15 protein-coding genes, 2 tRNA genes and 1 riboswitch are annotated in these 22,076 nt (G+C 36.2%); of the genes, 5 read left to right on the top strand and 12 right to left on the bottom strand.

Annotated features, from left to right (window positions below):
* Window positions 1-16: 16 nt before the first annotated feature.
* The 3 genes from AC1W31_RS11255 to AC1W31_RS11265 form a co-directional block, all read right to left on the bottom strand.
* Complete coding sequence (locus tag AC1W31_RS11255) at window positions 17-2,326, bottom strand: TonB-dependent receptor (protein WP_481734545.1); 2,310 nt, start codon at window positions 2,324-2,326, stop codon at window positions 17-19.
* A 27-nt stretch (window positions 2,327-2,353) separates the two neighbouring features.
* Window positions 2,354-3,352 (bottom strand): DUF4249 family protein, encoded by a 999-nt coding sequence (locus AC1W31_RS11260; protein WP_481734546.1) that lies wholly within the window; start codon window positions 3,350-3,352, stop codon window positions 2,354-2,356.
* Between the two features lie 77 nt (window positions 3,353-3,429).
* Window positions 3,430-4,494 (bottom strand): hypothetical protein, encoded by a 1,065-nt coding sequence (locus AC1W31_RS11265; RefSeq protein WP_481734547.1) that lies wholly within the window; start codon window positions 4,492-4,494, stop codon window positions 3,430-3,432.
* 346 nt (window positions 4,495-4,840) lie between these two features.
* Here AC1W31_RS11265 and AC1W31_RS11270 point away from each other — a divergent pair, with 346 nt between their 5' ends.
* Together AC1W31_RS11270 and AC1W31_RS11275 are read left to right on the top strand one after the other, a co-directional pair.
* Entirely contained in the window at window positions 4,841-5,035 is a 195-nt protein-coding gene (locus AC1W31_RS11270; RefSeq protein ID WP_481734548.1) for a helix-turn-helix domain-containing protein, read from the top strand.
* Between the two features lie 192 nt (window positions 5,036-5,227).
* Window positions 5,228-6,493 carry a metallophosphoesterase gene (locus AC1W31_RS11275; RefSeq protein WP_481734549.1) on the top strand — a complete coding sequence of 422 codons (1,266 nt, stop codon included), beginning with the start codon at window positions 5,228-5,230 and terminating at the stop codon, window positions 6,491-6,493.
* Window positions 6,494-6,627: 134 nt separating this feature from the next.
* On the opposite strand, the gene hemA is transcribed toward AC1W31_RS11275, so the two are convergent.
* From hemA to AC1W31_RS11300, 5 genes are all read right to left on the bottom strand, one after another.
* Window positions 6,628-7,902, bottom strand: a complete 1,275-nt coding sequence (hemA, locus tag AC1W31_RS11280; protein WP_481734550.1) for a glutamyl-tRNA reductase — start codon at window positions 7,900-7,902, stop codon at window positions 6,628-6,630.
* A 416-nt stretch (window positions 7,903-8,318) separates the two neighbouring features.
* A complete protein-coding gene (locus AC1W31_RS11285) occupies window positions 8,319-10,691 on the bottom strand; it encodes a TonB-dependent receptor (RefSeq protein WP_481734551.1) in 2,373 nt (790 codons plus the stop codon).
* Window positions 10,692-10,762: 71 nt separating this feature from the next.
* A riboswitch (TPP riboswitch) is annotated at window positions 10,763-10,861 on the bottom strand.
* 217 nt (window positions 10,862-11,078) lie between these two features.
* Window positions 11,079-11,762, bottom strand: a complete 684-nt coding sequence (locus AC1W31_RS11290) for a response regulator transcription factor (protein ID WP_481734552.1) — start codon at window positions 11,760-11,762, stop codon at window positions 11,079-11,081.
* A 22-nt stretch (window positions 11,763-11,784) separates the two neighbouring features.
* Window positions 11,785-12,969 (bottom strand): ATP-binding protein, encoded by a 1,185-nt coding sequence (locus tag AC1W31_RS11295; RefSeq protein ID WP_481734553.1) that lies wholly within the window; start codon window positions 12,967-12,969, stop codon window positions 11,785-11,787.
* A 66-nt stretch (window positions 12,970-13,035) separates the two neighbouring features.
* Entirely contained in the window at window positions 13,036-14,769 is a 1,734-nt protein-coding gene (locus AC1W31_RS11300; RefSeq protein WP_481734554.1) for a sensor histidine kinase, read from the bottom strand.
* 268 nt (window positions 14,770-15,037) lie between these two features.
* Here AC1W31_RS11300 and AC1W31_RS11305 point away from each other — a divergent pair, with 268 nt between their 5' ends.
* Complete coding sequence (locus tag AC1W31_RS11305) at window positions 15,038-15,877, top strand: T9SS type A sorting domain-containing protein (protein WP_481734555.1); 840 nt, start codon at window positions 15,038-15,040, stop codon at window positions 15,875-15,877.
* 65 nt (window positions 15,878-15,942) lie between these two features.
* Here AC1W31_RS11305 and AC1W31_RS11310 read toward each other — a convergent pair whose 3' ends face one another.
* On the bottom strand, window positions 15,943-16,665 hold the full coding sequence (locus AC1W31_RS11310) for a DUF2490 domain-containing protein (RefSeq protein ID WP_481734556.1): 723 nt from the start codon (window positions 16,663-16,665) through the stop codon (window positions 15,943-15,945).
* A gap of 224 nt (window positions 16,666-16,889) precedes the next feature.
* Between AC1W31_RS11310 and AC1W31_RS11315 the strand changes: the two genes are divergently transcribed.
* Together AC1W31_RS11315 and AC1W31_RS11320 are read left to right on the top strand one after the other, a co-directional pair.
* Window positions 16,890-16,962 (top strand) — tRNA-Gly (locus tag AC1W31_RS11315).
* A gap of 66 nt (window positions 16,963-17,028) precedes the next feature.
* Window positions 17,029-17,112: transfer RNA gene (locus tag AC1W31_RS11320), tRNA-Leu, on the top strand.
* Window positions 17,113-17,299: 187 nt separating this feature from the next.
* Here AC1W31_RS11320 and AC1W31_RS11325 read toward each other — a convergent pair.
* The 3 genes from AC1W31_RS11325 to AC1W31_RS11335 all read right to left on the bottom strand — a co-directional run bounded on the left by AC1W31_RS11325 (window position 17,300) and on the right by AC1W31_RS11335 (window position 22,011).
* On the bottom strand, window positions 17,300-20,452 hold the full coding sequence (locus AC1W31_RS11325; RefSeq protein WP_481734557.1) for a PVC-type heme-binding CxxCH protein: 3,153 nt from the start codon (window positions 20,450-20,452) through the stop codon (window positions 17,300-17,302).
* A gap of 151 nt (window positions 20,453-20,603) precedes the next feature.
* Window positions 20,604-21,461, bottom strand: a complete 858-nt coding sequence (locus tag AC1W31_RS11330) for a ThuA domain-containing protein (protein WP_481734558.1) — start codon at window positions 21,459-21,461, stop codon at window positions 20,604-20,606.
* A 301-nt stretch (window positions 21,462-21,762) separates the two neighbouring features.
* Window positions 21,763-22,011 (bottom strand): acyl carrier protein, encoded by a 249-nt coding sequence (locus tag AC1W31_RS11335; RefSeq protein WP_481734559.1) that lies wholly within the window; start codon window positions 22,009-22,011, stop codon window positions 21,763-21,765.
* Window positions 22,012-22,076 lie beyond the last annotated feature (65 nt).

The raw sequence follows: 22,076 nt of genomic DNA on the forward strand, positions 1-22,076 counted from the left end.
TTTCAGAAGGCATTTTTTAGAATTTTACTTGATACGAAAAATAAGGTAAAATTGGCAATAAACTTTGTTGTTTTATACTCAATTGACTTGAATTATAAAACCCGTCTATTTCCAAATAATTAGGGTTTTTACGATTATAGACGTTATAAATCCCCAAATTCCAAGCGGCATCTCTTTGTCGCTTTTTTGTTTTAAAATTATACGTTGCTCCAATATCCAAACGGTGAAAATCTGAGATTCTAAAATTATTTCTGCCTGAATAATACAACCTCACATAACCGTCGCTGTCTTTATAGGCTGCTTCTGGCAAAGTTACAGGATAGCCCGTTTGATACACAAAACTACTCGTAAAAGACCATTTTGGGGTTAATTGGTAGTTCAAAACAACCGCAACATTATGCCGTCTGTCGTATCGGGCATAATACCATTCCCCTTTATTAATCTCGGGGCTTTGGCGTTGGCTCACGGCATTAGTGTATGACAACCAACCATTTAATTTTCCATATTTTTTTTGTAGCATAAACTCCGCACCGTAGGCAAGTCCCTGCACATTTTTTACGATAATATCCTGCCAGTTTGCATTAAACTCCGTAACTACATCCGAACCTTGCTGGTAATCAATGAGTTGTGTGAATTTTTTCCGATACGTTTCTACGGATAACTCCCATTGACTATCTTTTCCAAATGATAAATAATAACCTGCATCAATTTGTATAGCTCTTGATGGTGGCACTTTCTCGGTAGCTGTTACCCAAATATCATTTGGAATACCAATTCCGTTTGAGGTTAATTGATGCAAATATTGTTGCATTTGGGCATAACCGAATTTTAAACCGTGTTTGGAATTAAGGGTAATTTTTGTTGCTAACCGTGGCTCAAAGTTTGTATAAGTTGTATTATTAACGGATAAACTCGAAACTCGACCACCAATATTCAATTTCAAAAAAGATAAAGGGGCTATTTCATTTTCAAGAAACAAGGCACTTTCTTGTGAAAATATCCTGACGTTTTGGTTAATGGAAACATCTTGTTTTACATTATCCTTCGTGATTTCTAATTGCCCAGGAGCAATTAAATGAAAGGTATGTTCCAAACCAATTCTTTGCGTAAATGATGGAGAATGAGCGTATTCTAACGATGTTTTTATGCCAATGTCTCGAATGGTGTTAGTCAAATCATAAGAATTAGTGATTTTTTCATTAATCTTTGTATAGGTACTTTCGCTGGCAAGTTGATATTTGAAATTACTATATACAACACTTGCCTTACCAAATAATTTATTGCTAAAAATTTTATTATAACGTAATGAAGATGTAATACTTCCCCAATTCAACCCCACGTTATTTGAGTTTCCCGATGCCTGAGTAACGTTTTTATAATAATCATAGTTAGAGTAAATACTAAAAAATAGCTGACTATTATCATCAAATTTGTGATTGATTTTTGCGTTAATATCATAAAACCATAAACTCGGAACGCCATCTACACTTCCACCAGTAAGGGTTTTTATGTGCGTGGGTAACTGAAGTAATAGGGTATTCATCAATCGCCCTGCAACCAAATATGAGGTTTTATCTCCAATGGGACCTTCCTTCAAAAATCTTGAACTTAATATACCTAATGATAATTCTGCTCTTGATGCTTGATTGTTTCCTTCTTTCATCGTTATATCCAATACTGATGCTAAGCGACCACCAAAACGAGAAGGAAATGCCCCTTTATAAACATCAATATTTTTGATAGCATCAGGATTGAAAACTGAGAGGTAGCCAAAGGCGTGTGAAGTATTATAAACTGTTGCTTCATCTAATAATACTAAATTTTGATCGGGATTACTTCCTCTTACATTTAAACCCGCACTTCCTTCCTGCCCTGCCGAAATGCCTGGGGTCATAGTTAAGGCTTTTAATAAATCTGCCTCTCCCAAAACCATTGGAATTTTTTTGAGTTGTTGGATTGGTACATTGGTAAAACCTACAGGTTTATCGTCTTTTATACTTTCATTTTTTACGATAACTTCATTCAATTGAATTGATTCTAAGGCAATAGTGAAAATACTATCTTTTAAAAAATCTTTTTTTAGTATGAAGGGTTTATAGCCTGAATAAGAACATTTTATTTCGTGCTTACCCGAATAAAACGTTATAGAAAAATATCCATATTGATTTGTTTGAACGCCTTTATTTTCATTTACTAAAAAAACATTAGCATTAATTAATGATTCGTCATTGTCTTCATCCGTTACACGCCCATACAGGGTTACTTTTTGAGCAAAAGAAAATACTGGGAGAGATAAAAAAGCAAGAATATAGATAATACGTAGCATTTTTAAGAAGATTTAGAAAGGTAAAATTTATTTGATATACAGAATTTTGTAGGAAACATTATAACCAGTTACAATACCAAGACCGCCCTTTATATTGCTATAAGTAGGATAAGGCTCTGATAAAGCAGACGTAAAGCCTTCGACTAATTGAATTGATTTTGCTAATTCTAATTCTTCTTTGGAGATAGTAACTACACTTACAATAATTTTATTGATAGGATTTGGAATTTCAAATCGTTTAATGGGGTCGAGACTTGGAACTGTGAAGCCGTAGGAATTTAAATCAGCCATTAATTTTACTTCTTTTTCAGGGGTATCTATACATTTACTCACAAAAGCCTGTTTGCCAAATTTAAACGAGCCAATATTTCCCAACAAATCAATGTAAGGTGTCTCTGTCTCAAAAAAACAAGGCGATTTGACAATTGTTCTTCCGCCAATTTCTAAATTATTATACCCACAAATTAATTGACCTTCATCGTTATATCCTATCAAATCAACACTATAAGCGGCAACATCACTTAATTTTTTGAAAACGGCAGTTACAAGACATGGATTTCTTACGGTATTTCCCGTTGATTCTACGGTAATTTTAGTATCATAAGTAGCACTTATTAAAAGTCCGTCAGGCGGAATAAGTACAGGTTCAGATTCTACGAATCCTATATTGGGAACAGTAACTTTTATTGAATACTTTACACTTGATTTGATAGTATAATTTGGATTTATATACAGTGTATCCTTTAAAAATAGTTTCCCAACTGATTTTTCATCTGCAAAAAGTTCAACGTCTGCATTACGATAAAATGTTTCTACTGGAAATTGTGCAGTAGCACCCCAAATTTTTCCAACATAAACTCTTGGTGTTTGTCGAGCTACTAAGCGGGCATTCAGAACAATTAAAGGCTTAGCCACTGTATTTATTTCAAAATTATTGAGGGTATTATCACAACTAATAGATAGGCTTGCCCAAAAGAATAACCATAAACCTTGTAGCAATGATGTTTCTTTTTTTTTGTCAAACATTTTAATGTATGTTTAGAAAAATAGCCTTGTGAACTATAAATTATGAGTTCACAAGACTTTGTTGATTTCAATATTACTTACAAATCTACATCGTATGATAGGAAAGTTATATCTTGGTCTCCGTAGGTTTGAGCAGTTATTATACCAGGGCGGAAACTCGCTTTCATACCAAGTTTAAAATAGCTATCTGGTATGGTAGGATAAGCAACACCTTGACAATGTCTAAAATAATCGGCAGTTCCAGGATACGTACCGCTCGTCCAAGTGAGTGAACCATACGGTAGGATATTGTTTGAAGTAACTTTACTATCAAGTCCAGATGGTACTATTGTCACATACCCTGGTCCCCATTTCCATCCATCAATGTTACACGCAGCCCAACCCCAAAAATCACACCGTTCATGAAGTAGTTGTACTCCAACATCCCAGATATAATTTTGCCCATTGTTGTAAAGTGTTGCTAATAAACGAGTTCTAATTCGTCTATCGGACGCTGAAGAAGGAACACCAGGATAATGCCACCAATTATATACTTCGTAGGTATAATCTGCAACTTTTGAAGATTTTTCAGTTTTTAATTCTTTCTCAACCTGTATAACTTTATTAACTACAACATGGCTACCCTTAAAATCTAATGCTAATTCATCTTTGTATTTTACATCTGTAATTTTGACTTCGATATCAGAAAACTTTAAGACTTTATCAGCGACTTGAACAAGCCCATTTTGATTAACTAAAGTAGCTAAAGCAGGCATTGATAATGCTCTATCAAAGCCTTTTTTGCCTTTATCATCAATTACAATTATTACCACATCATCGTATTCTTCAGTAATTACGCCTTTTGAGTCCGTATTTAGAAATTCTTTAAAAGTCTCATTTAAAGACTTGAATCCAACTACGGATTCCCAATTTTTCATTTCTTGCTCACTAATGGATTTTCCAATAGCTGAATTAAAATCCTCCATTGTCTCAAACTTCAATCTGCCCTCCACCACAGAAAAATCAATTTTTTCCTTGATTCTGGGGGCAACGGAGGCAGTTGCCTCATTTGGCTTTACTAATCCATCTTGCTCTTTACAAGACCACAGGCATAGTGACAGTCCCACTGTCACTATGCCCAAACGTTGTAATGTTTTTTTCATTACCTTTGCATTGGGTTTAATTGTTAGAAATTTGACCTTTAAGCCCCATCTGGTCGTCCAAACTTAGATTGGGGCTTAACTTTTGTAAAGGTTTACGGTTCTTATCTTATTTCAAAGAAAAATCTATAAATCTATATTCCGTACAGAATAATTTGCTTTACTTTAAAATACGAAGCTATTCACTTGTTTTTTTAAAGTATGTCTATTATATTTACCGCATTTACCGCACTTACCGCACTTACCGCACTTACGCATAATTCCGTATTTCGTCCGTGTATTTGAGTTAGTAAGCTTCCACTAATTTCTTAACACTTATTTTCTTTCAAACTTTAAACATTCTAACACTATGGAGTTCAAAGGTTCTATTGTCAAAAAAACACGTGAAGAGCAAGGACACAAACAGTATTTTTTCGCCCAACTAACGGGCATTTCCCAATCTCATTTATCGAAAATTGAAAATGGTAAAGCAGTTCCTACACTACCAGAATTTATCAAGATTTCGGTTTTTTTAGAAAGGAAATTAGGAGATTTTGTTTCTTAAATTACGCTCAAAACCCAAAGGAGGCTTGAACGATGTGGTGCAAGCCTCTTTTGGGTTTTCAATATCTTATACTGTTAATTATCAATTTTCCATTTTCAATTATCATCCGCCATTCATCACAAAAATCTCCATCATTGAACCTCCCTTGTCGTATTTGAGTTTTGTTAAGATAACCAACAATATACTCATTCAATGAACAAGTTAATTATTATTCCCATTGTCACCATCGTATTTTTATTGATAGATTGGTACGTTTGGCAAGCGGTAAAAGTTTCTACTCAGAACCTTTCGCAAAATGCCCAAAATATTACAAAGTATATTTTCTGGGGCGTAACTGCCTTTACAATTACGGGTATGTGGGTTTACAATTTCGTTAATCCAGATTTATTAGGTAAAAACCTGCGTACAATCATTATGGTAGGGGTGTTTATCAATTATATTTCCAAAATTTTTGTGGTTTTGTTTCTATTAATTGATGATTTAATCCGATTAATTCAATGGATTTCTTCAAAATTTACGGGACATACCGTTACCTCAAGCGCTCCCATTGGCGGTTCTGGAAACATTACTCGTTCTGAATTTTTGATGAAAACTGCCATAGTAGCAGGAGCAGTTCCAGCCGTTGCTTTCACTTGGGGAATCATTTCTGGAGCTCACGATTACAGAATCCGAAGAGTGAAATTAGCCTTGAAAAACCTACCAAAAGCTTTTGAAGGCATGACCATTGCGCAAATTTCGGATATTCATTCAGGTTCGTTTTTCAATAAAGTGGCGGTAAAAGGTGGCGTAGAAATGTTGATGAAAGAAAAGCCTGATATGGTGTTTTTTACGGGTGATTTAGTGAATAATTTGGCAACCGAAGTAAACGAATACATTGATATTTTCAATAAAATAAAAGCTCCCTTAGGCGTTTTTAGTACGCTCGGAAACCACGATTATGCCGATTATGTGAACTGGGAAGGCAACCTAAAAGGCAAACAGCAAAACCTCAAAGACGTAATTTCCGCTCATAAAGTATTAGGTTATGATTTATTGATGGATGAAAATCGTTTTATTGAGCAAGGGGGTGAGAAGTTAGCGATTATTGGCGTACAAAATATCAGCGGACAAGGACGTTTTCATACCTACGGAAATCTTCATAAAGCCTATCAAGGCACTGAAGAAGCACCGGTGAAACTCCTTCTTTCGCATGATCCAACGCATTGGGACAAGGAAGTAAACACAAAATATAAAGACATTGATGTAATGTTTTCGGGACACACGCATGGAACGCAATTTGGGATAACCGTTGGCGGAAAAACGTGGTCTCCTGCGCAATATGCCTATAAACAGTGGGGAGGATTATACGAAGAAGGCGACCAAAAATTGTACGTAAATCGTGGATACGGCTACATTGGCTATCCTGGTAGAGTGGGAATGCCTCCAGAAATTACGGTATTTGAATTGACAAGAGGGTAGGAGAGTGTATTATTGTATTATTATTTTAAGAATGGCATCGTTTAAAACGATGCCATTCTTTTGAAATTAATTAAAAAAAAGGGAGTAAATATCAAATAATCTGATATTTACTCCCTTTTTTGGGGTTGGATTTATCAATGGATATAGCCAACATTCTGTTTTTCTAAATCGAATAATTCGTTGATTACTTCTACCAATTGGTTGGCATCACCCCGTTTGCAAGCCGCTTTGAGATTAAGCACAGGCGATTTCATGATTTTTTGAACAATGCCCATCGTAATTTTTTCAATGCGTTCAGATTCTTCGGCTGAAAGATTTTTCAAATGTCTCGCAATTTCCTCTTTTCTAATTTGTTCTAAGGCATTTTTTAATTTATTTATGGTTGGCGAAACCACCATTTCTCTCGACCAATCATTAAATCCTACAATGGTTTCTTCAATAATTTGTTCAACTTGTGGAATGGCTGCCATACGTATGCGTAGAGCTTCGTCGGCACGTTCACGGAGGGAATCAATGTTATAAACCAAGGCTCCCGCAATGTCTTCAACGTTGTCTTCAACACTTCTGGGAACGGATAAATCAATAAAATATTTGTACGTTAAAATGCCAATGTTTTCAATTAATTCTTTGGTAATCAATGGTTTGTCAATCATTACCGAAGAGATAATTACATCCGAACGTTTTATTTCTCGGGTTAAATCTGAGAAATCAGCAACTCTGAAATTTCGTCCCGCAGCAATTTTTTCGGCTTTTTCACGGCTACGATTCATGACTGTAATTTCGGCAAATTCTTTGTCTGCTATATTCTTACAAACATCAATTCCGATTTCTCCTAAACCCAAAATCAACACTTTAGGATTGTTGATATTTTGGGTTAATCCTTCCGTCAAAGCCACTGCCGCATACGAAGTTGAAGCAGCACCATCACGGAAAGAAGTTTCTTGGGCTACTCTTTTATTCGAGAAGAAAATGGTGTGCATTAAACGGTGAAGGAATGGACCCGCCATGTTCAAATCTGCCGCAATTTGGTAAGATTGTTTAATCTGATTAGGAATTTGTAAATCGCCAACCACTTTTGAATCTAAACCTGTTGCTACTCGAAAAAGATGTTTTACGGCTTCCTCCTGAACATTAAATTGTTGGAAATGTACAAAATACGAATCCGTATCAATAATACCTTTTTGGGCTAAAAGTGTTTTAATTAAATTACTGGTAAAATCACCTTCGGAAGCGTAATAAATCTCCGTTCGATTGCAAGTAGAAACCACCAAGCACTCTTTAATGCCAAATAAGTCCTTAATTTTAATCGAAAAATCTTTTACTTCGTTTTCAGTCAGGGCTACCTGTTCACGTACCGCCAGAGGGGCAGATTTGTGTGATAAACTAAACGCTTTAAATGTATTTTGCATGGTTCCTTACGAGTCCTATTCAATATTAACAAAACGCTTTGTTGAAAAGTTTTGTTAAGTAGTTGAAAATTAAATGATTACGTCATTAGAAAGTCCTAAACTCATATCATTTAATCGGACAACAAAATTACAACAGGAACGATTATTTTTGTCTTCGGATCGGAGTAATTTTTAATGAAAATCTGTAATTTAGAATTGATATAAATAATAAGTATTAAAATTTAAAATTCTTAGAATTATACAATATTAAGATTCTTAGGTAAATACCCAAAAAACAGAATTTTGGTTGCGTCTTTCATAAAAAAACCTGCAAAATCATAAAGATTTCACAGGTTGTATTAAACGAGTTAGGTAAATTTAATGCATGATTTATTGATGGCTACACCCAAAGTATAGCGATCAATAAAAAATTGTTTTTAAAACTTCAAATTCACCCCAAACATGACATTGGTACCAGCTTGTGGATAATAATAATTTTCCGTAACTACTTGTTTATCATACACGTAGCTGTAAGAATAGCCATTAGATTCGTACAAAGTGTTGAAAAGGTTATTGACCAAAAGACTAAAGTTTACTTCTTTCAATAATTTTCCCTTTACGGTGTAAATTGCTCTCAAATCGTTGGTAAAGTAGGAATTCAATTTACGTTTTTCGTTGGAAGTATTATCCAAATACTGTTTTCCTACGAATTTTGACAAAAAGCCCAATTCTAAATTTTTAAGGGGTGTGTATAAAATTTGAGAACCCATAATTGTACTCGGAGAGAAGGCAATATTGGTTTCCGCAAATTGATTTATACCATCGGCATCGCCGTCATAATTGGGAACAGTCTCTGTGAAATTCTTAATTTTATTGTTTGATAAAGTAAGATTTGCGTTGATTTTTAGTTCTTTGGCAATTTTTACGCTCGCTTCAAATTCTATTCCCATGCGGTAGCTATCAGCCACATTGGTACGAATTGCATCGCCTACACTGTTGATTCTGCCCGTAAGCACCAACTGATTTTTATAGTTCATCATGTAGCCATTTACAGAAAAAGCGACATTTGATTTTTGAGTTTTATAGCCTACTTCAAAGTCATTCAAAGTTTCGGCCAAAGGGAATTTTGGCGCATTGTCCACAAAATCCTGACGAGAAGGTTCTTTATTGCCGACGCTGTATGAACCATAAATCGTTGAATTGTCAGTTACTTGATAGGTTAAACCTAATTTTGGGTTGAAGAAACTGTAATTTGTTTTTAAGGTAACATCTTGTCTTCTATCGGCAATTCCGTTGATGTTGTAATTAACCATTCTAACTTGTAAATCGGCAAAGGCATTCAATTTATCAGATAATTGATAATATATTTTTCCGTACAAATTAAAATCGGTCTTTTTTGCATTATTCTCATACCAACGATAACCTAAAGGAGCATTCTGAGCGTATTTTGCCCAGATTATTTCCCCAAAATGTTTACCATCATATTCATTCCAACCACCGCCAAAATTGGCTGAAAGTTTATGATTACCTTGATAACTTAAAGAGAAAGTTGTTCCGTAAAAATCATTATCCAACCATTTTCTGCGGATATTATCAGTTGTGGTAATGGTATCCTTTCCCGCAATAATGTTAGGCAATCCATAAGCTGAAAAGTCGCTATTTTTCTTATATTCTTCGTAATATCCCGAACCTTTGGTGTAATGTAGGTTAAAATTAAACGTCCAATTTGATGATAAAATGTGCGAAGAAAGCAACTGATAATGGTCTTGCTGATAATTATCCGTTTGGTTTGGATAAGTATAATAATTGGCGGTGCGGTTGGTTAATAATTGGTCTTCCGATAAACCATACCAAGATTGATACGTTTTTTCTTTGCCCGAAAATATATTCAAACGAACAAAAGATTTTTTGCCAAAATACGCTCCCGAAAGATAAAATGATTTCAAATCGGAAGAAGCACGGTCGATATAACCATCAGAAACCAATTTAGATAAACGAGCATCAATCGTAAATTTTCCGTTCAATAAACCAGAACCGACCATAACGGTGCTTTTGCGAGTTTTGAAAGAGCCAATCGAGTTATTGATTTCTGCGTAAGGGTCTTTTCTGAATTCGTTAGTCGAAAGATTTACCGTTGCTCCAAAAGCACCCGCTCCGTTGGTAGAAGTACCCACGCCACGCTGAATTTGTACCGAATTGGTTGAACTCGCCATATCGGGCATATTTACCCAATAAACACCTTGGTCTTCCGAGTCATTGATGGGAATGCCATTGATGGTCACATTGATACGAGTTGCGTCCGTGCCACGTATGCGGATTCCTGTGTAACCCACACCAGCACCTGCATCAGAAGTTGTTACCAACGACGGTGTAAAATTTAACAATTGCGGAATATCTTGCCCTAAATTTTGTTTTTGGAGATATTCTTTGCCAATATTCGAGTAAGCCATTGCAGAATTGGCATTGGCACGAGTGGCACTCACAACGACTTCATCAGCCTCGAAAGTTGATTTTTGAAGTGAAAAATCAAAGGTTTCGTTTTTTTGTAAATCAATCGCTTTTAAGATTTTAGTAAATCCCAAGTAGCTAATTTTTAGAATATAACTACCTTTTTTGAGATTTTTTAAAGTATAATTTCCTTGTTGATTGGTTGCAGTTCCTCTCGAAGAATTTTCTAAAGTTACGTTTGCAGAAACAAGTGGTTTACCAGTTTCGGTATCGGTAATTTTTCCAGTGATAGAAAATTGAGCTTTGAGCAATGAGCAATGAGCGATGAGTAAAAAAATCAGGAATAAACGTAAAGTTTTCATGCTTGAATTTGAGTTCAAGACAGGCAAAGGAGTCAAATCCAGTCAGATTTAACATACAAAAATCCATTAATTTTGCGATTGAACAAAATTCCCTTCGACGGAATTACCCCGCATCAGGTTCAATGGGTATAATCTCAGCCTGTTTTTATGAGGCACCCCTTTTTGTGATTGTGTAACAAAGGTAGTAGAAAAATGGATTCAAAGAATTTAATTTTCAAGGTTCAGTTTTTGATTCAAAAATTTCGTGGAATTATGATAAAAAATGTTGGGACAACCCCGTCTGAATTTGGATTGTTAAACATCGCACCGTTTCAGATTATAGGATTGCTGGATTTTAATCAATCCAATTAATCTCTTAATTCAACGAATCCAAATTCAGGTATTCTTTCAAACTACCAATTTAAAACCCTCCCCATGCACATTAACTATCTGAATACCAGAATCTTCTTTCAAAAATTTACGCAATTTTGTAATGTAAACATCCATGCTTCGGGCGTTGAAATAAGTATCGTCTCCCCACACCATTTTTAAGGCAATACTGCGGCTTACGGGTTTGCCAATATTTTCGCAAAGGAGTTTTAATAATTCTGATTCTTTGACGGTGAGTTTTTGGGGTTCACCGTTCAAAATGAGCGTTTGTTTCTCAGAATCAAAAATAAAATCTTTAATATTGAAGCTTGTAACCTTTTCATTTTGTTCTTCAACTTTTTGACTTCTACGCAAGACTGCCTGCAAACGGGCCAATAATTCTTCCATCGAAAACGGTTTTGTCATATAATCATCCGCTCCCAATTTGAAACCTTGTAGCGTATCCTCTTTCATAGATTTTGCCGTCAAGAAGATGATAGGCGTATCTTTATCCGACATTCGCACTTCTTTTGCGAGCGTGAAACCATCTTTTTTAGGCATCATTACATCAAAAATACACAGGTCGTAAGGTTGTTGGACAAACTTCGTGAGTGCTTCGTCACCATCTTTTGCCAAAGTGGTTTCATAGCCTTTAATGGTCAGATATTCCTGTAATAATGTTCCCAAATTTGGGTCGTCTTCGGCGAGTAGAATCTTGGTCATTTTGTTAAATTTGGTTTGATTTTTAAATTTTATTTAAAAGTCCTAAATCGGCTAAATTCATCATAATTTCTTTTAAGTTACATACTTTCCATTCTGGACGAGTGAAATAGTTTCCGCCTTCAGTAGTTATGATAAAATTATGTTCCGTTTTCAAGTCGTTGATTGCTTCGGTTGAACCTTTTGTCAATGAATTAGTAGAAGATAATTTTATCTCAATCGCTACCATTGGCGTAATGCCATTCACCAATACTAAATCCGTTTCAGCTCCGTTGGAAGTTCTGTAAAAATAGGGTTTTATGGAACTATGCAAGGCGTTACAAATTTGCTCAATTGCATATCCTTCCCACGAGTGTCCGATGAGTTTATTTCTCAACAAAGAATCATAATCAAAAACGTTGGATAAGTAATGCAAATTTCCCGAATCACGATAATAGATTTTAGGACTTTTAATGACTCTTTTACTAATATTTACGAACCAAGGTTGTAATCTGCGAATCAAAAATGCTTGCTCTAAAACGTCAATCGTTTGGGTGATTATTTTCACATTTACATTCAATGAATTTGCTAAGTCGCTGTAAGTCAAGGTCGAACCATGAATTCCCGTAAGCATTTGCAAGAGATTATAAAGTAACGTCGGATTACCCGTCAGTCCGAGATTTACCAAATCTCTCGTGACATAAGTTTTGATAAAATTCTCTTGCCACAAAGCCCAAATATCATCGTTAGGGGCTAATAAAGCATCTGGAAAACCACCTCTGAACCAATGTTTTTTAAGGTCAATGGCTGGTGAAATTACCTCCGAAAATTGTAAGGGTGGTAACTCTAAATAAGCAATTCTACCTGCTAAAGTTTCAGCACTATTTGCTAAAAAAGTAGGAGAAGCTGAACCCAATAAAATGAACCGACCCGCCACACGATTATCATCAATCAGAGAACGAAGCATCGGAAATAATTCAAGCATCAATTGCACTTCGTCAATGATAACGGTTTTGTCTTGATATTGAGACAAAAACCATTCTGGATTCTCTCTCAGTTGAGCCATCACTTTGGGAGATTCGAGGTCAAAATAAACGCAAGGTTTATCCAAAACAGGCTCTAAGTTTTTGACCAAAGTAGTCTTTCCTACTTGTCTCGCCCCCACAATTCCTACGGCAGGGAAATGTTTAATGAGTTTTTCTATTTGAGTTTTTTGACTTCTTTCAATCATGGTTTCTTTAATTATCCATGCAATTTAGTATTTTTTAGGACAAATTGCATGGATAATCTAAAAATACTAAGGTAATACCACCTCAAACTCACTCCCTTCGCCTAATTTACTCTGCACATTGATTTTTCCGTGATGTTCTTCTACCATCTTTTTTACATAACTCAATCCCAAGCCAAAGCCTTTTACGTCGTGGACATTACCCGTAGGCACACGGTAGAATTTCTCGAAAATTTGCTTGATTGATTCCTTCGTCATGCCGATTCCTTGGTCAATTACTTTGATAGAAAGTCCCTTTTCGGTGTCTTCTGTCATGATTTTGATGATTGGTTTTTCGGGAGAATATTTATTGGCATTGTCCAAAAGATTGAAAATAATATTAGTCAAATGTACTTCATCGGCCTGAATTTCAGGGTTTTCTGCCTGTAAATCCATCTCAATAATTCCCTGACGTAACTCAATTTGTGGACTGATATTCTCCAAAACTTGTTCAATAATATGATGCACATTCACCGTTCCCAATTTCAACTGAACTTCTCCACGTTCCATTTGGGCAGTTTGTAGCACTTTTTCCACCTGCGAACCGAGGCGTTTATTTTCATCTCGAATAATTCCTAAATAACGTTTGAACATCGAAGGACTGGCCGTAACGGCTTCATCGCCAAGCATTTGCGTGGCCAATGAAATCGTTGAAATTGGCGTTTTAAACTCATGCGTCATATTATTGATGAAATCGTTTTTGATATCGGCCAATTGTTTTTGTTTCACAATAGTGTTTACCGCCACGTAAAAGCAACCCAAAACCACCAAAATTAGTAGGAGGGAAGTGGCGTACATCATCCAGATATTACGAATAATATAGCGGTCTTGGTTCGGAAAATATACTCGTAAATAACTCTCGGAATTACTGTAATCGTTCGGGAAAAGATTAACGGAATACGTATCTTTATCGTTTTTCAGACCCATCATCTTATAATTCATTGATGAGGCATAATGCAGATAACGAGGATTTTCTAAACTGTTAATTCCGTATTCAAACGGAATTTCAATTCCTTTCATCTTGATTTCGTATCGCAACAATGAATCCAAAATTTGGTAATTGATTCTGTCGTAAATGCTTCGCTTTGTAAACATTAAATCATTAAAAACCTCTTTCGCCATTTCCGTTTTATTTTTCACTTTTTGGTCGGTTTCGGCGTATTGAATTTTGCGCTCAATATGAGGTTTCTTCGTTTTTGTCTTCTTTGTAACCAGAGGTTTAATTTTATTTGCTGAATCTTGATTCATGGCATTAAGCCGTTGGATAGCTTCTCCAAAAATATCATCAATTTGCTTCTGACCGTTCATTAAACTGATATAATCTTCATCTTTTAAGTCAATCGAAAATTCTTGATGTTCTCTAATTTCACCATTTGGCATAATTTCAACACCCTTAGAAACTAAAATATCGGAAGGAAATTGGCGCTCCTTCATTTTGTCCAAATTCATCGCTAATGATGGATTATTATGTACAATTGGTTGCGTTTTTTTCTGATTGATTTTTGCTTCTTGTTCCAAGGGTTTTGCAATGGCCAATAATTGCTTTTGATTTTCGTCGGAAGTGATTTTTCGTTGCATAAAATAATACATCTCCTGTTGCGATAACTTTCTGACAACTTGTTGCATCGCATCACGCACATCGCTGCCAAATTGGTCATTTTTAGAACGCACCGTAAAGCCCAACCAGTACATCTGGAAGGCTATTAACCCCAACAACGCAAAAGCCATTAGGGCAATGATATATTGTATTTTACGCTTAGTCATTTTATCATTAGGGATTAGGGGTTGGGTTTTAGAGATTAGTATTTTGACGAAATGTCCATCAACCTAATCCCTAAAATCCCAAAAATAAAACCTTTCGTGCAACATTTTAAAATTTTCTGTTTCTTTATTTCGTTAGCAAAATTAACGTAAAACTTGTTCGCTGTATTCGCTTTAACATCTTTTAACAGAAGGTAAAGTTTTGATATTGAGCGGTTTTATTAAGTTTGTAATCATTATATCGAATTAAATATAAAAATCAATATACCCAATGAAAAATATCATCACAACCGCCTTAATGCTGACTTTAGGAATGTCGGCAATGGCACAAAAAAGTATTTCTCAAAATATCGAAGACAAAGATGGTAGAATGACCATCCATATTGAGTCTTCGGAAAAAGGCAAAAAAGAGGTTTTCGATAAATCTTATAACGTTGAAGGGATGAGTGATAGTGAGAAAGAAAAACTCATTAGCAGAGTTACAGACTCACTTTGGACGGCTTCGGGCGATGGCGAACGCAAGCAATTTAAGATTAAAATTGATAGAAATGAAGATAGACATTTAAACTTAAATGATAATTCAGACCGCAGATTATCTTTAAATTCTCCACAAGGGAAAAAGAGACAAAAAGTGGAAATTTATAAAGATGGCAAACGAATTGAGAAAGATTTGGATGGCGATGGCGACGATGATTTGACCATCTTCTTTAAAGATTTCGGTGATGATATGAAGCGAAATTTTAAAGATTTTGACCATAAAGAGATATTCAGTTCTATTGAGCCACGAGTTGAAGAATTCAAGAGAAATTTTAACATTGATATGAAAGATTTTGATTTTATGAACGAATCAAAAACGGTAAAAGCCCTTAAAATCTATCCAAACAAACCTTTCGACAATAAATTGAATCTTAAATTTCATGCTCCAGAAAAAGGTGATGTAAACGTAGTCGTTACGGATATCAACGGGAAAGAAGTTGGTTCACAGAAATTTAAAGATTTTCAAGGAGACTTTATGGGACAGGTGGATTTGAAGAAAAACGTAAAAGGAACCGTATTTGTCACCGTTACGCAGGGTGAAGATGGAACTTCCAAGAGAGTTGTAATTGAATAAAGTTATGAACTCTAAGCTAAAAAAAGCTTCGCATGATGAATGTGAGGCCTTTTTTAGCTTAGATTTTATAATCTAAAAATAAAATGTGTTTGTAAAACATTCTCTTCATCAAATTCTATTAACGACGCTCTTTGTCGATGATTCCAAATGTAGCCAATCTCAGTTGAAAAATGCGGTGAAAAAGCATGATTGTAAGCAAAATACAATTGATTTTGATTGAAAGAATTTGCTGGCATATTAGGTGGAATGTTGTAAAGGGGTTCTTCACTAACAATAATTGTGTTTTGACTATCCCAAGCATATCGTAATTGCAATCGAAGTCTTAATCGTGCCTGTTCATCTCCCCATACATCATCAATACGTTTAAATATGCGATATTCGTATCCTAATCGTGAACGAATACTCCATTTGGAGCTCAATGTTTTTGTCCATTCTGTAAAAAAAGTGGGTCTAAACTCAAGTCTATCGGGCTTAGTTAAATCAAGATTTTTACTATAAAGTTGGGAGCTGTGCATAAAAAAAGGAGCAAAAGAAAAGGCCAGATATTTGATTCGATAAGTGGTCGTAATTCTTACTCCTTCCATTAGCTTCAAAGCCAGCGGATTAATGCTTGGCGAGGTGAAATTACTTTGTCGTCGCCAATGAACATCGCCTATAATTTCCCAATGTTCGTTTATTTTTTTTTGTAGGGCTATTCTATTCCATGACGTAAAATGTTCGTAATGTTGAGCATGACCAATGCTGATGGCAAATAGTAAAATAATGACTGTAATTAGATTCTTTTTCATTGGATTATAAACAAAATTAATACAAAACTATTCTAAAACCCCTTTAAATCCTATCTCTACTCATTTATATGGAATATTTTCATCAGTCTATTTGTTATCGTAAACCTTAGAAAATCAGACAATTATGAGTATAGTTACATAATTTAATTATATTTTTTTCATTAAATATTTGCATACAAAATCTGAAAAGACTAATTTTGCATCACGATTCACCAGAACATTATGCGAAAGTAGCTCAGCTGGTAGAGCGCAACCTTGCCAAGGTTGAGGTCGCCGGTTCGAACCCGGTCTTTCGCTCAGCTTATTTTAGGCACCGCAAGGTGCTTTTTAAGTTTAAGAGGAAGAGAGAAATCTCGGAATCATGCCAGGGTGGTGGAACTGGTAGACACGCAGGACTTAAAATCCTGTGAACGTAAGTTCGTACGGGTTCGATTCCCGTCCCCGGTACTCGGGTGGCAACTATTGATCAAACAAAAAGAGTGTAATTAGCTGATTTTTAGCAAATTACACTCTTTTTTGTTTTATGTTATCATTATAAAATCCTATTCCTTCTCTAATATATACCTCATAATCTTTCTCGTAGCCAACAGCAAAGGAAATTAAATGATAATCATACTTCATTTCTCCAATAATCTCACCTCTCCAAAGGATGTTCCGATAATATTTTTTCGGAAGTATAAATGTCTTTTTGGTTAGCGGTGGAGGCTCTTACGGCTTTTACTTTTTCGGGAGTAATGGCTGAGGCTTTGTTGCCAAATGAATTTCTTACATAGGTCAGTACTGCGGCAACTTCTTTGTCTTTGAGGAGTCCACCGAATGGAGTCATGGGTACTTGTCCAGCATATTTTTTGCCATTTATTTCTATGGGACCAAGCAGTCCTCTCAACACAATTTTAATCAACCTTTCTTCATTGCCCAATATCCATTTATTGCCCACAATGGGTGGAAAACCCGAAGCTGAAAGTCCTCCGCCATCGGCTTGATGGCAAGTCATGCAGTAGCCTTCTTTAGCATAAATTGTTTTTCCCATTTTATAAAGTTCAAGTTCCTGACCTTTCAGTACGGATACAATGGCTTCTTCTTTTTCCTTTCTGACTGATTTGCCACTGAGATGAGCAACGGCAGTTTCGTGAGCATGAACCATCCAATCGTCTAAGGTTTTTTTCTTTGCCTCTGCCAAAATAGGCAAGCCTTTTTCTTTGCCAATCCACGAAGCAGCCACGATGGCATCTAAGCGAACTCGGCTATTTTCGTCCTTAGCGGCATGCATCAACAATGCCGCTTGGTCTTTTACTTGATGTCCCGTAAAGCGTAAAACTTCCACCGCAGCGGCTCTTGCGTGGTAATCTTTGGCTTTGAGCATTTGACGCAATAAAGTTTGGTCAACTTTATTCAAACCCCAAGTTGCCCATAAAGCTTCCAATACATGATGCTCGTATTTGGAATCATTTTTGTCTAAATCCGCTACCCATTTCGTGATTTTGGGTAAAACCTCCGCCGCATTTCTTCCTCGCAATTCACGACGAGTGCGGTAGCGAGTACGATATTCGGGCAGTTTTAAATTATCCAAGAGTGTTTCTACGCTTGCTCCATCAATTTTGGCGGGTGTTACTAAAGGTCTTGATGGGTAAGTAACTCGGTAAATGCGTCCGTGGACGTGGTCACGCAAGGGGTCACGGGCATTATGTTGCATGTGCCCAATCAAAATGTTGTGCCAATCTACGATATAAAGCGAGCCATCGGGAGCAATTTCCATATCCACGGGGCGGAAATTTCGATCTTCACTAACCACCAAATCTTGTCGGAATTTGGTTTTATAACCCGTTCCATCGTCCGTGACAGCGTGTTGCTTTGTCCCTAAAAATCCAATGGTATTATTGATGAGCATATCGCCCTGCACTTCGTCGGGAAAATGACGACTCCAAAGAAATTCTAAACCAGAGGTTGGTCGCACCATTTGTTCTTTTTCGATAAGTTGAACTCCTTTATGAGTCATTTCGCCGTATCTTGGCAAAACGGTTCCGGGTATCATCCATCGCACATCAGGACTTGAGGTTTCGGCAAAAAATGCTTGTCCCCAATGGTCAAAAGCAATGCCCCATGGATTTGGAATGGATAATTGAGCGGTCCGTTCCAACTTGTGTAATTGTGGACTATATCTATAAAAACCGCCATTGGTTGCTCGAATAGTTCCGTAAGACGTTTCAATATTTGTGTGTAAAAATACCCCTTCGCCCGAATAAATTGCGCCCGATGGGTCGGCACAAAAAGCGTGACTATTGTGGTGCGTATCGTGGTCGTCATAACCACTCAAGATAATTTCTTTTTTATCGGCTTTATCATCACCATTGGTATCGGTGTATAATTTTAAGTTTGTTCCTTGTGAAATATAAACGCCCTCGGGAGCGATTTCAAATCCTAATGGCAAGTGCAAACCATCGGCAAAAACAGTCTGTTTATCCGCTTTGCCGTCGTGATTGGTATCTTCCAAAATCAAAATTTTATCGTTGGGTTTGGCATCACCAGGCTTATAATGTGGATAACTTGGCATGGTAGCGACCCAAAGCCTGCCTTTATTATCAAAAGTCATCTGAACGGGATTTGCTAAGTCAGTAAATTTACTTTCCGAGGCAAAAAGTTCAATTTTATAACCCGCTGGAACTTTGAGTTTGTCGAGTGCTTCTTGCCCATAAAGATAGGATAAACTACCATTTTGGGCAGGATTAAAATTGGTGGTAACGGGTGGTAATACTATGGTTCTTTTATCAGCCGTTGTCACGTCCATTTTTTCTCCTTTTGATGCCGCTAACCAAATGGCAGTATCTCGAATGGCGGTCATTTCTCGAATCTTTTGTATTTCAGCAGGATAATTATCGGAGCCAAATGGATTATAACGACGACCATAAGCATGTACCCCATTCGGAATTTTATAATCATTATGCCATATCCAGTTTTTTTCAATTACTGCCTCATGAACCAAATTTCTGTTTGTTTCTTGGGGAGATTTTTTACCAAAAACTACGTCAGATAATAAAAGAGCCAACTTTTTATAACCCGCTTCATTCAGTTGCGAGCCATCAATCGTGAGGGGTTCTTTCGTGGAAGCGTACCATTGTTTTGAGGGTGTAAAAGCATCTACAAATAATATTTCGTTTTTTTGAGCAATTTCCCGCATAGCGTTTGTGTAAAGCAAAATATTTTCATTTTCCTTTTTTCCATTCGGTAAATCGTAAATGCCAGACAAATCTTCAAAGGCAATGGGCGAAACAATTGCCAATTGTGGCGCTTTATTTCCATTATATTTTTGACTTTTTGTATGTTTGATAAAAGCCTGCAACTCAGCCTTATAATTTGCTAATCCAGCGATTCCTTGGAATGATTCGCTATACCCAAAAAAGCTAATAATTACATCCGATTTTAGTCTGGTAAGCCATTGGTCGGGCGTTTCAAAATGACCCTCGCTATTGGAATAATTGGCATATTCAGTCTGAAATTTTTCTGCTCCCGGAAATGCCCAAGGCAAGTTTCTACTGGCATGAGGTCGAAAACCGGGCGTATCACCACCATCGCACATATTGCGAATGAAGAGGTTATTTTCAGGATAACGAAGGTGCATTTCAGTTTCAAAATGCCCGTAATTCATCATTCTTGAACCTAAATTTCCACCGATTAAGGCAATATGCGCACCTTTTTTAATTGGTAAAACTTTAGGCTGAATTAGCTGAAAGGCCGTAATTACCACGAATAGTAAGACTAATAGTAATAAAAATTTATAAGGAAATTTCATGAGTTTTTTGGTTTTGATTCTAAATTAGAAAAATTGCCGAAGCCAAATTAGACCACGGATTTTACAGATTTACGCAGATAAATATTAAGAAATAATCCGTGTAAATCTGTTACATCTGTGGTATAATTCTATTTTATAGTAAGTTTCGTATTTACTTAACCATGCCTCTATACGGTACGTCAAGGGCTATTTTTCCTTTCCATTTGGTAGGTACTTTTTTGCCTAATTCCCATAAAATGGCATTGAAAATAAGGTGCTGAAAATCTTCTACTTGAAAATCTTCTGGATGCCCTAAAGTGGTCATAAATATTTTTGCTCCGAATGAATTTGTTCCCGTCCAAGCGACGGGGTTTTCAATGGCTGCTTTATCGGGATTTACCGATTTTCCCATCAATAGCCATTCTGAACCTTTGGTTGGATAGTCGGGTAGCACATGATAAAGCCACGAACTCACATGAAAGTTCGGATTAATTCCTTGGAGAATGGGATGTTTTTTGGCGGTCTCAATGACAGAAACGTCAGTGGTACTTTTATGTCCGTAATGGGTGTGACCCGCTTTTCCCCAACCCGGAGGCGCATTGAGGGCAAATTCACCAAAGGCATTCCATTTTTCAGATTCATGTCCTTTGGGAAAATTGAAGGCGTGGGTTGATGTTCGGAATCCCATCACGGGTTTTCCCGATTTTAAGTATTTATCAATAAATTCGAGTTGTTCGGGCGGTAATTGTCGCCAGCGCAAATAGAAAATAACCAAGTCGGCTTTCTCTAAGATTTCTAAACCTGGGATATTTTTCTCCGCATTTTGGTTGGGAAAAGCCTTCAAAACTTTGGTGTTTAAGCCATAATTTTTCTCTAATTCTGCGGCAATTAATGGTAGTGTTTCTTCGCCACTGTATTCGTGGTCGCCCGTAACAAATACTACCAGAGGCTTCTTTTTCACTTGCCCAAAAGCACTGTTAAAGACAGCACAGATTAGTAAAATTCTGAGTAAAATGACAGTTTTATACATGGGAATAAAGGATTTAAAAGCAAAATATAATTATTCCCTAAATTTACTAAAATTATCCATGATAAAAAGTCTGAAAAAAGTAATACGCCTACAAACCCTCTTTGGCATATATTTATACCAATTTTAAAGATTTGATGCGTATTTTATGGAAGTCGTCGTTTTGAACGACGACTTCCGTTGAAACTCAGATAGGCATTATCTTTTAAAGTTAGTATTACGATGCAGGTTACAGTGGAAAAATAAAAAAGGCTTGAACGAAATCGTCCAAGCCTTAACCCCTTTAACCACAATAAAATCTTACTTATGCATTTACCATTTCCAAATTTATTTCCATCAATTCAGATAATTGTCTAATGGTCTGAACTTTGTCGATTTCATTATCTGGTAATGTGATTCCGTACGTATTTTCTAAATAAACTACTACCTCCAAAAACTCCAATGAGTTCATTCCCAAGTCAGCATAAAAGCGTTTTTGGGGAGCTATCAACCTTGGATTTATATAAAAATTCCGTGATAAAAACTGTGTCAATGTGCTGGTGTTGAATTTCATTGCCTTGAAAATTTTAAATTTTTAATAATGATATGACGTTTTAACGATATATTCTGCAACTTAGT

The sequence above is a fragment of the Arcicella sp. genome (genome assembly GCF_964672035.1).

Excerpts from the sequence above, each read along its gene's own strand:
- AC1W31_RS11300 (WP_481734554.1), bottom strand. The coding sequence starts at position 14,769 with ATGACTAAGCGTAAAATACAATATATCATTGCCCTAATGGCTTTTGCG.
- AC1W31_RS11325 (WP_481734557.1), bottom strand. The coding sequence starts at position 20,452 with ATGAAATTTCCTTATAAATTTTTATTACTATTAGTCTTACTATTCGTG.
- AC1W31_RS11255 (WP_481734545.1), bottom strand. The coding sequence starts at position 2,326 with ATGCTACGTATTATCTATATTCTTGCTTTTTTATCTCTCCCAGTATTT.
- AC1W31_RS11335 (WP_481734559.1), bottom strand. The coding sequence starts at position 22,011 with ATGAAATTCAACACCAGCACATTGACACAGTTTTTATCACGGAATTTT.
- AC1W31_RS11265 (WP_481734547.1), bottom strand. The coding sequence starts at position 4,494 with ATGAAAAAAACATTACAACGTTTGGGCATAGTGACAGTGGGACTGTCA.
- AC1W31_RS11260 (WP_481734546.1), bottom strand. The coding sequence starts at position 3,352 with ATGTTTGACAAAAAAAAAGAAACATCATTGCTACAAGGTTTATGGTTA.
- AC1W31_RS11295 (WP_481734553.1), bottom strand. The coding sequence starts at position 12,969 with ATGATTGAAAGAAGTCAAAAAACTCAAATAGAAAAACTCATTAAACAT.
- AC1W31_RS11275 (WP_481734549.1), top strand. The coding sequence starts at position 5,228 with ATGAACAAGTTAATTATTATTCCCATTGTCACCATCGTATTTTTATTG.
- AC1W31_RS11305 (WP_481734555.1), top strand. The coding sequence starts at position 15,038 with ATGAAAAATATCATCACAACCGCCTTAATGCTGACTTTAGGAATGTCG.
- hemA (WP_481734550.1), bottom strand. The coding sequence starts at position 7,902 with ATGCAAAATACATTTAAAGCGTTTAGTTTATCACACAAATCTGCCCCT.
- AC1W31_RS11330 (WP_481734558.1), bottom strand. The coding sequence starts at position 21,461 with ATGTATAAAACTGTCATTTTACTCAGAATTTTACTAATCTGTGCTGTC.
- AC1W31_RS11285 (WP_481734551.1), bottom strand. The coding sequence starts at position 10,691 with ATGAAAACTTTACGTTTATTCCTGATTTTTTTACTCATCGCTCATTGC.
- AC1W31_RS11310 (WP_481734556.1), bottom strand. The coding sequence starts at position 16,665 with ATGAAAAAGAATCTAATTACAGTCATTATTTTACTATTTGCCATCAGC.
- AC1W31_RS11290 (WP_481734552.1), bottom strand. The coding sequence starts at position 11,762 with ATGACCAAGATTCTACTCGCCGAAGACGACCCAAATTTGGGAACATTA.
- AC1W31_RS11270 (WP_481734548.1), top strand. The coding sequence starts at position 4,841 with ATGGAGTTCAAAGGTTCTATTGTCAAAAAAACACGTGAAGAGCAAGGA.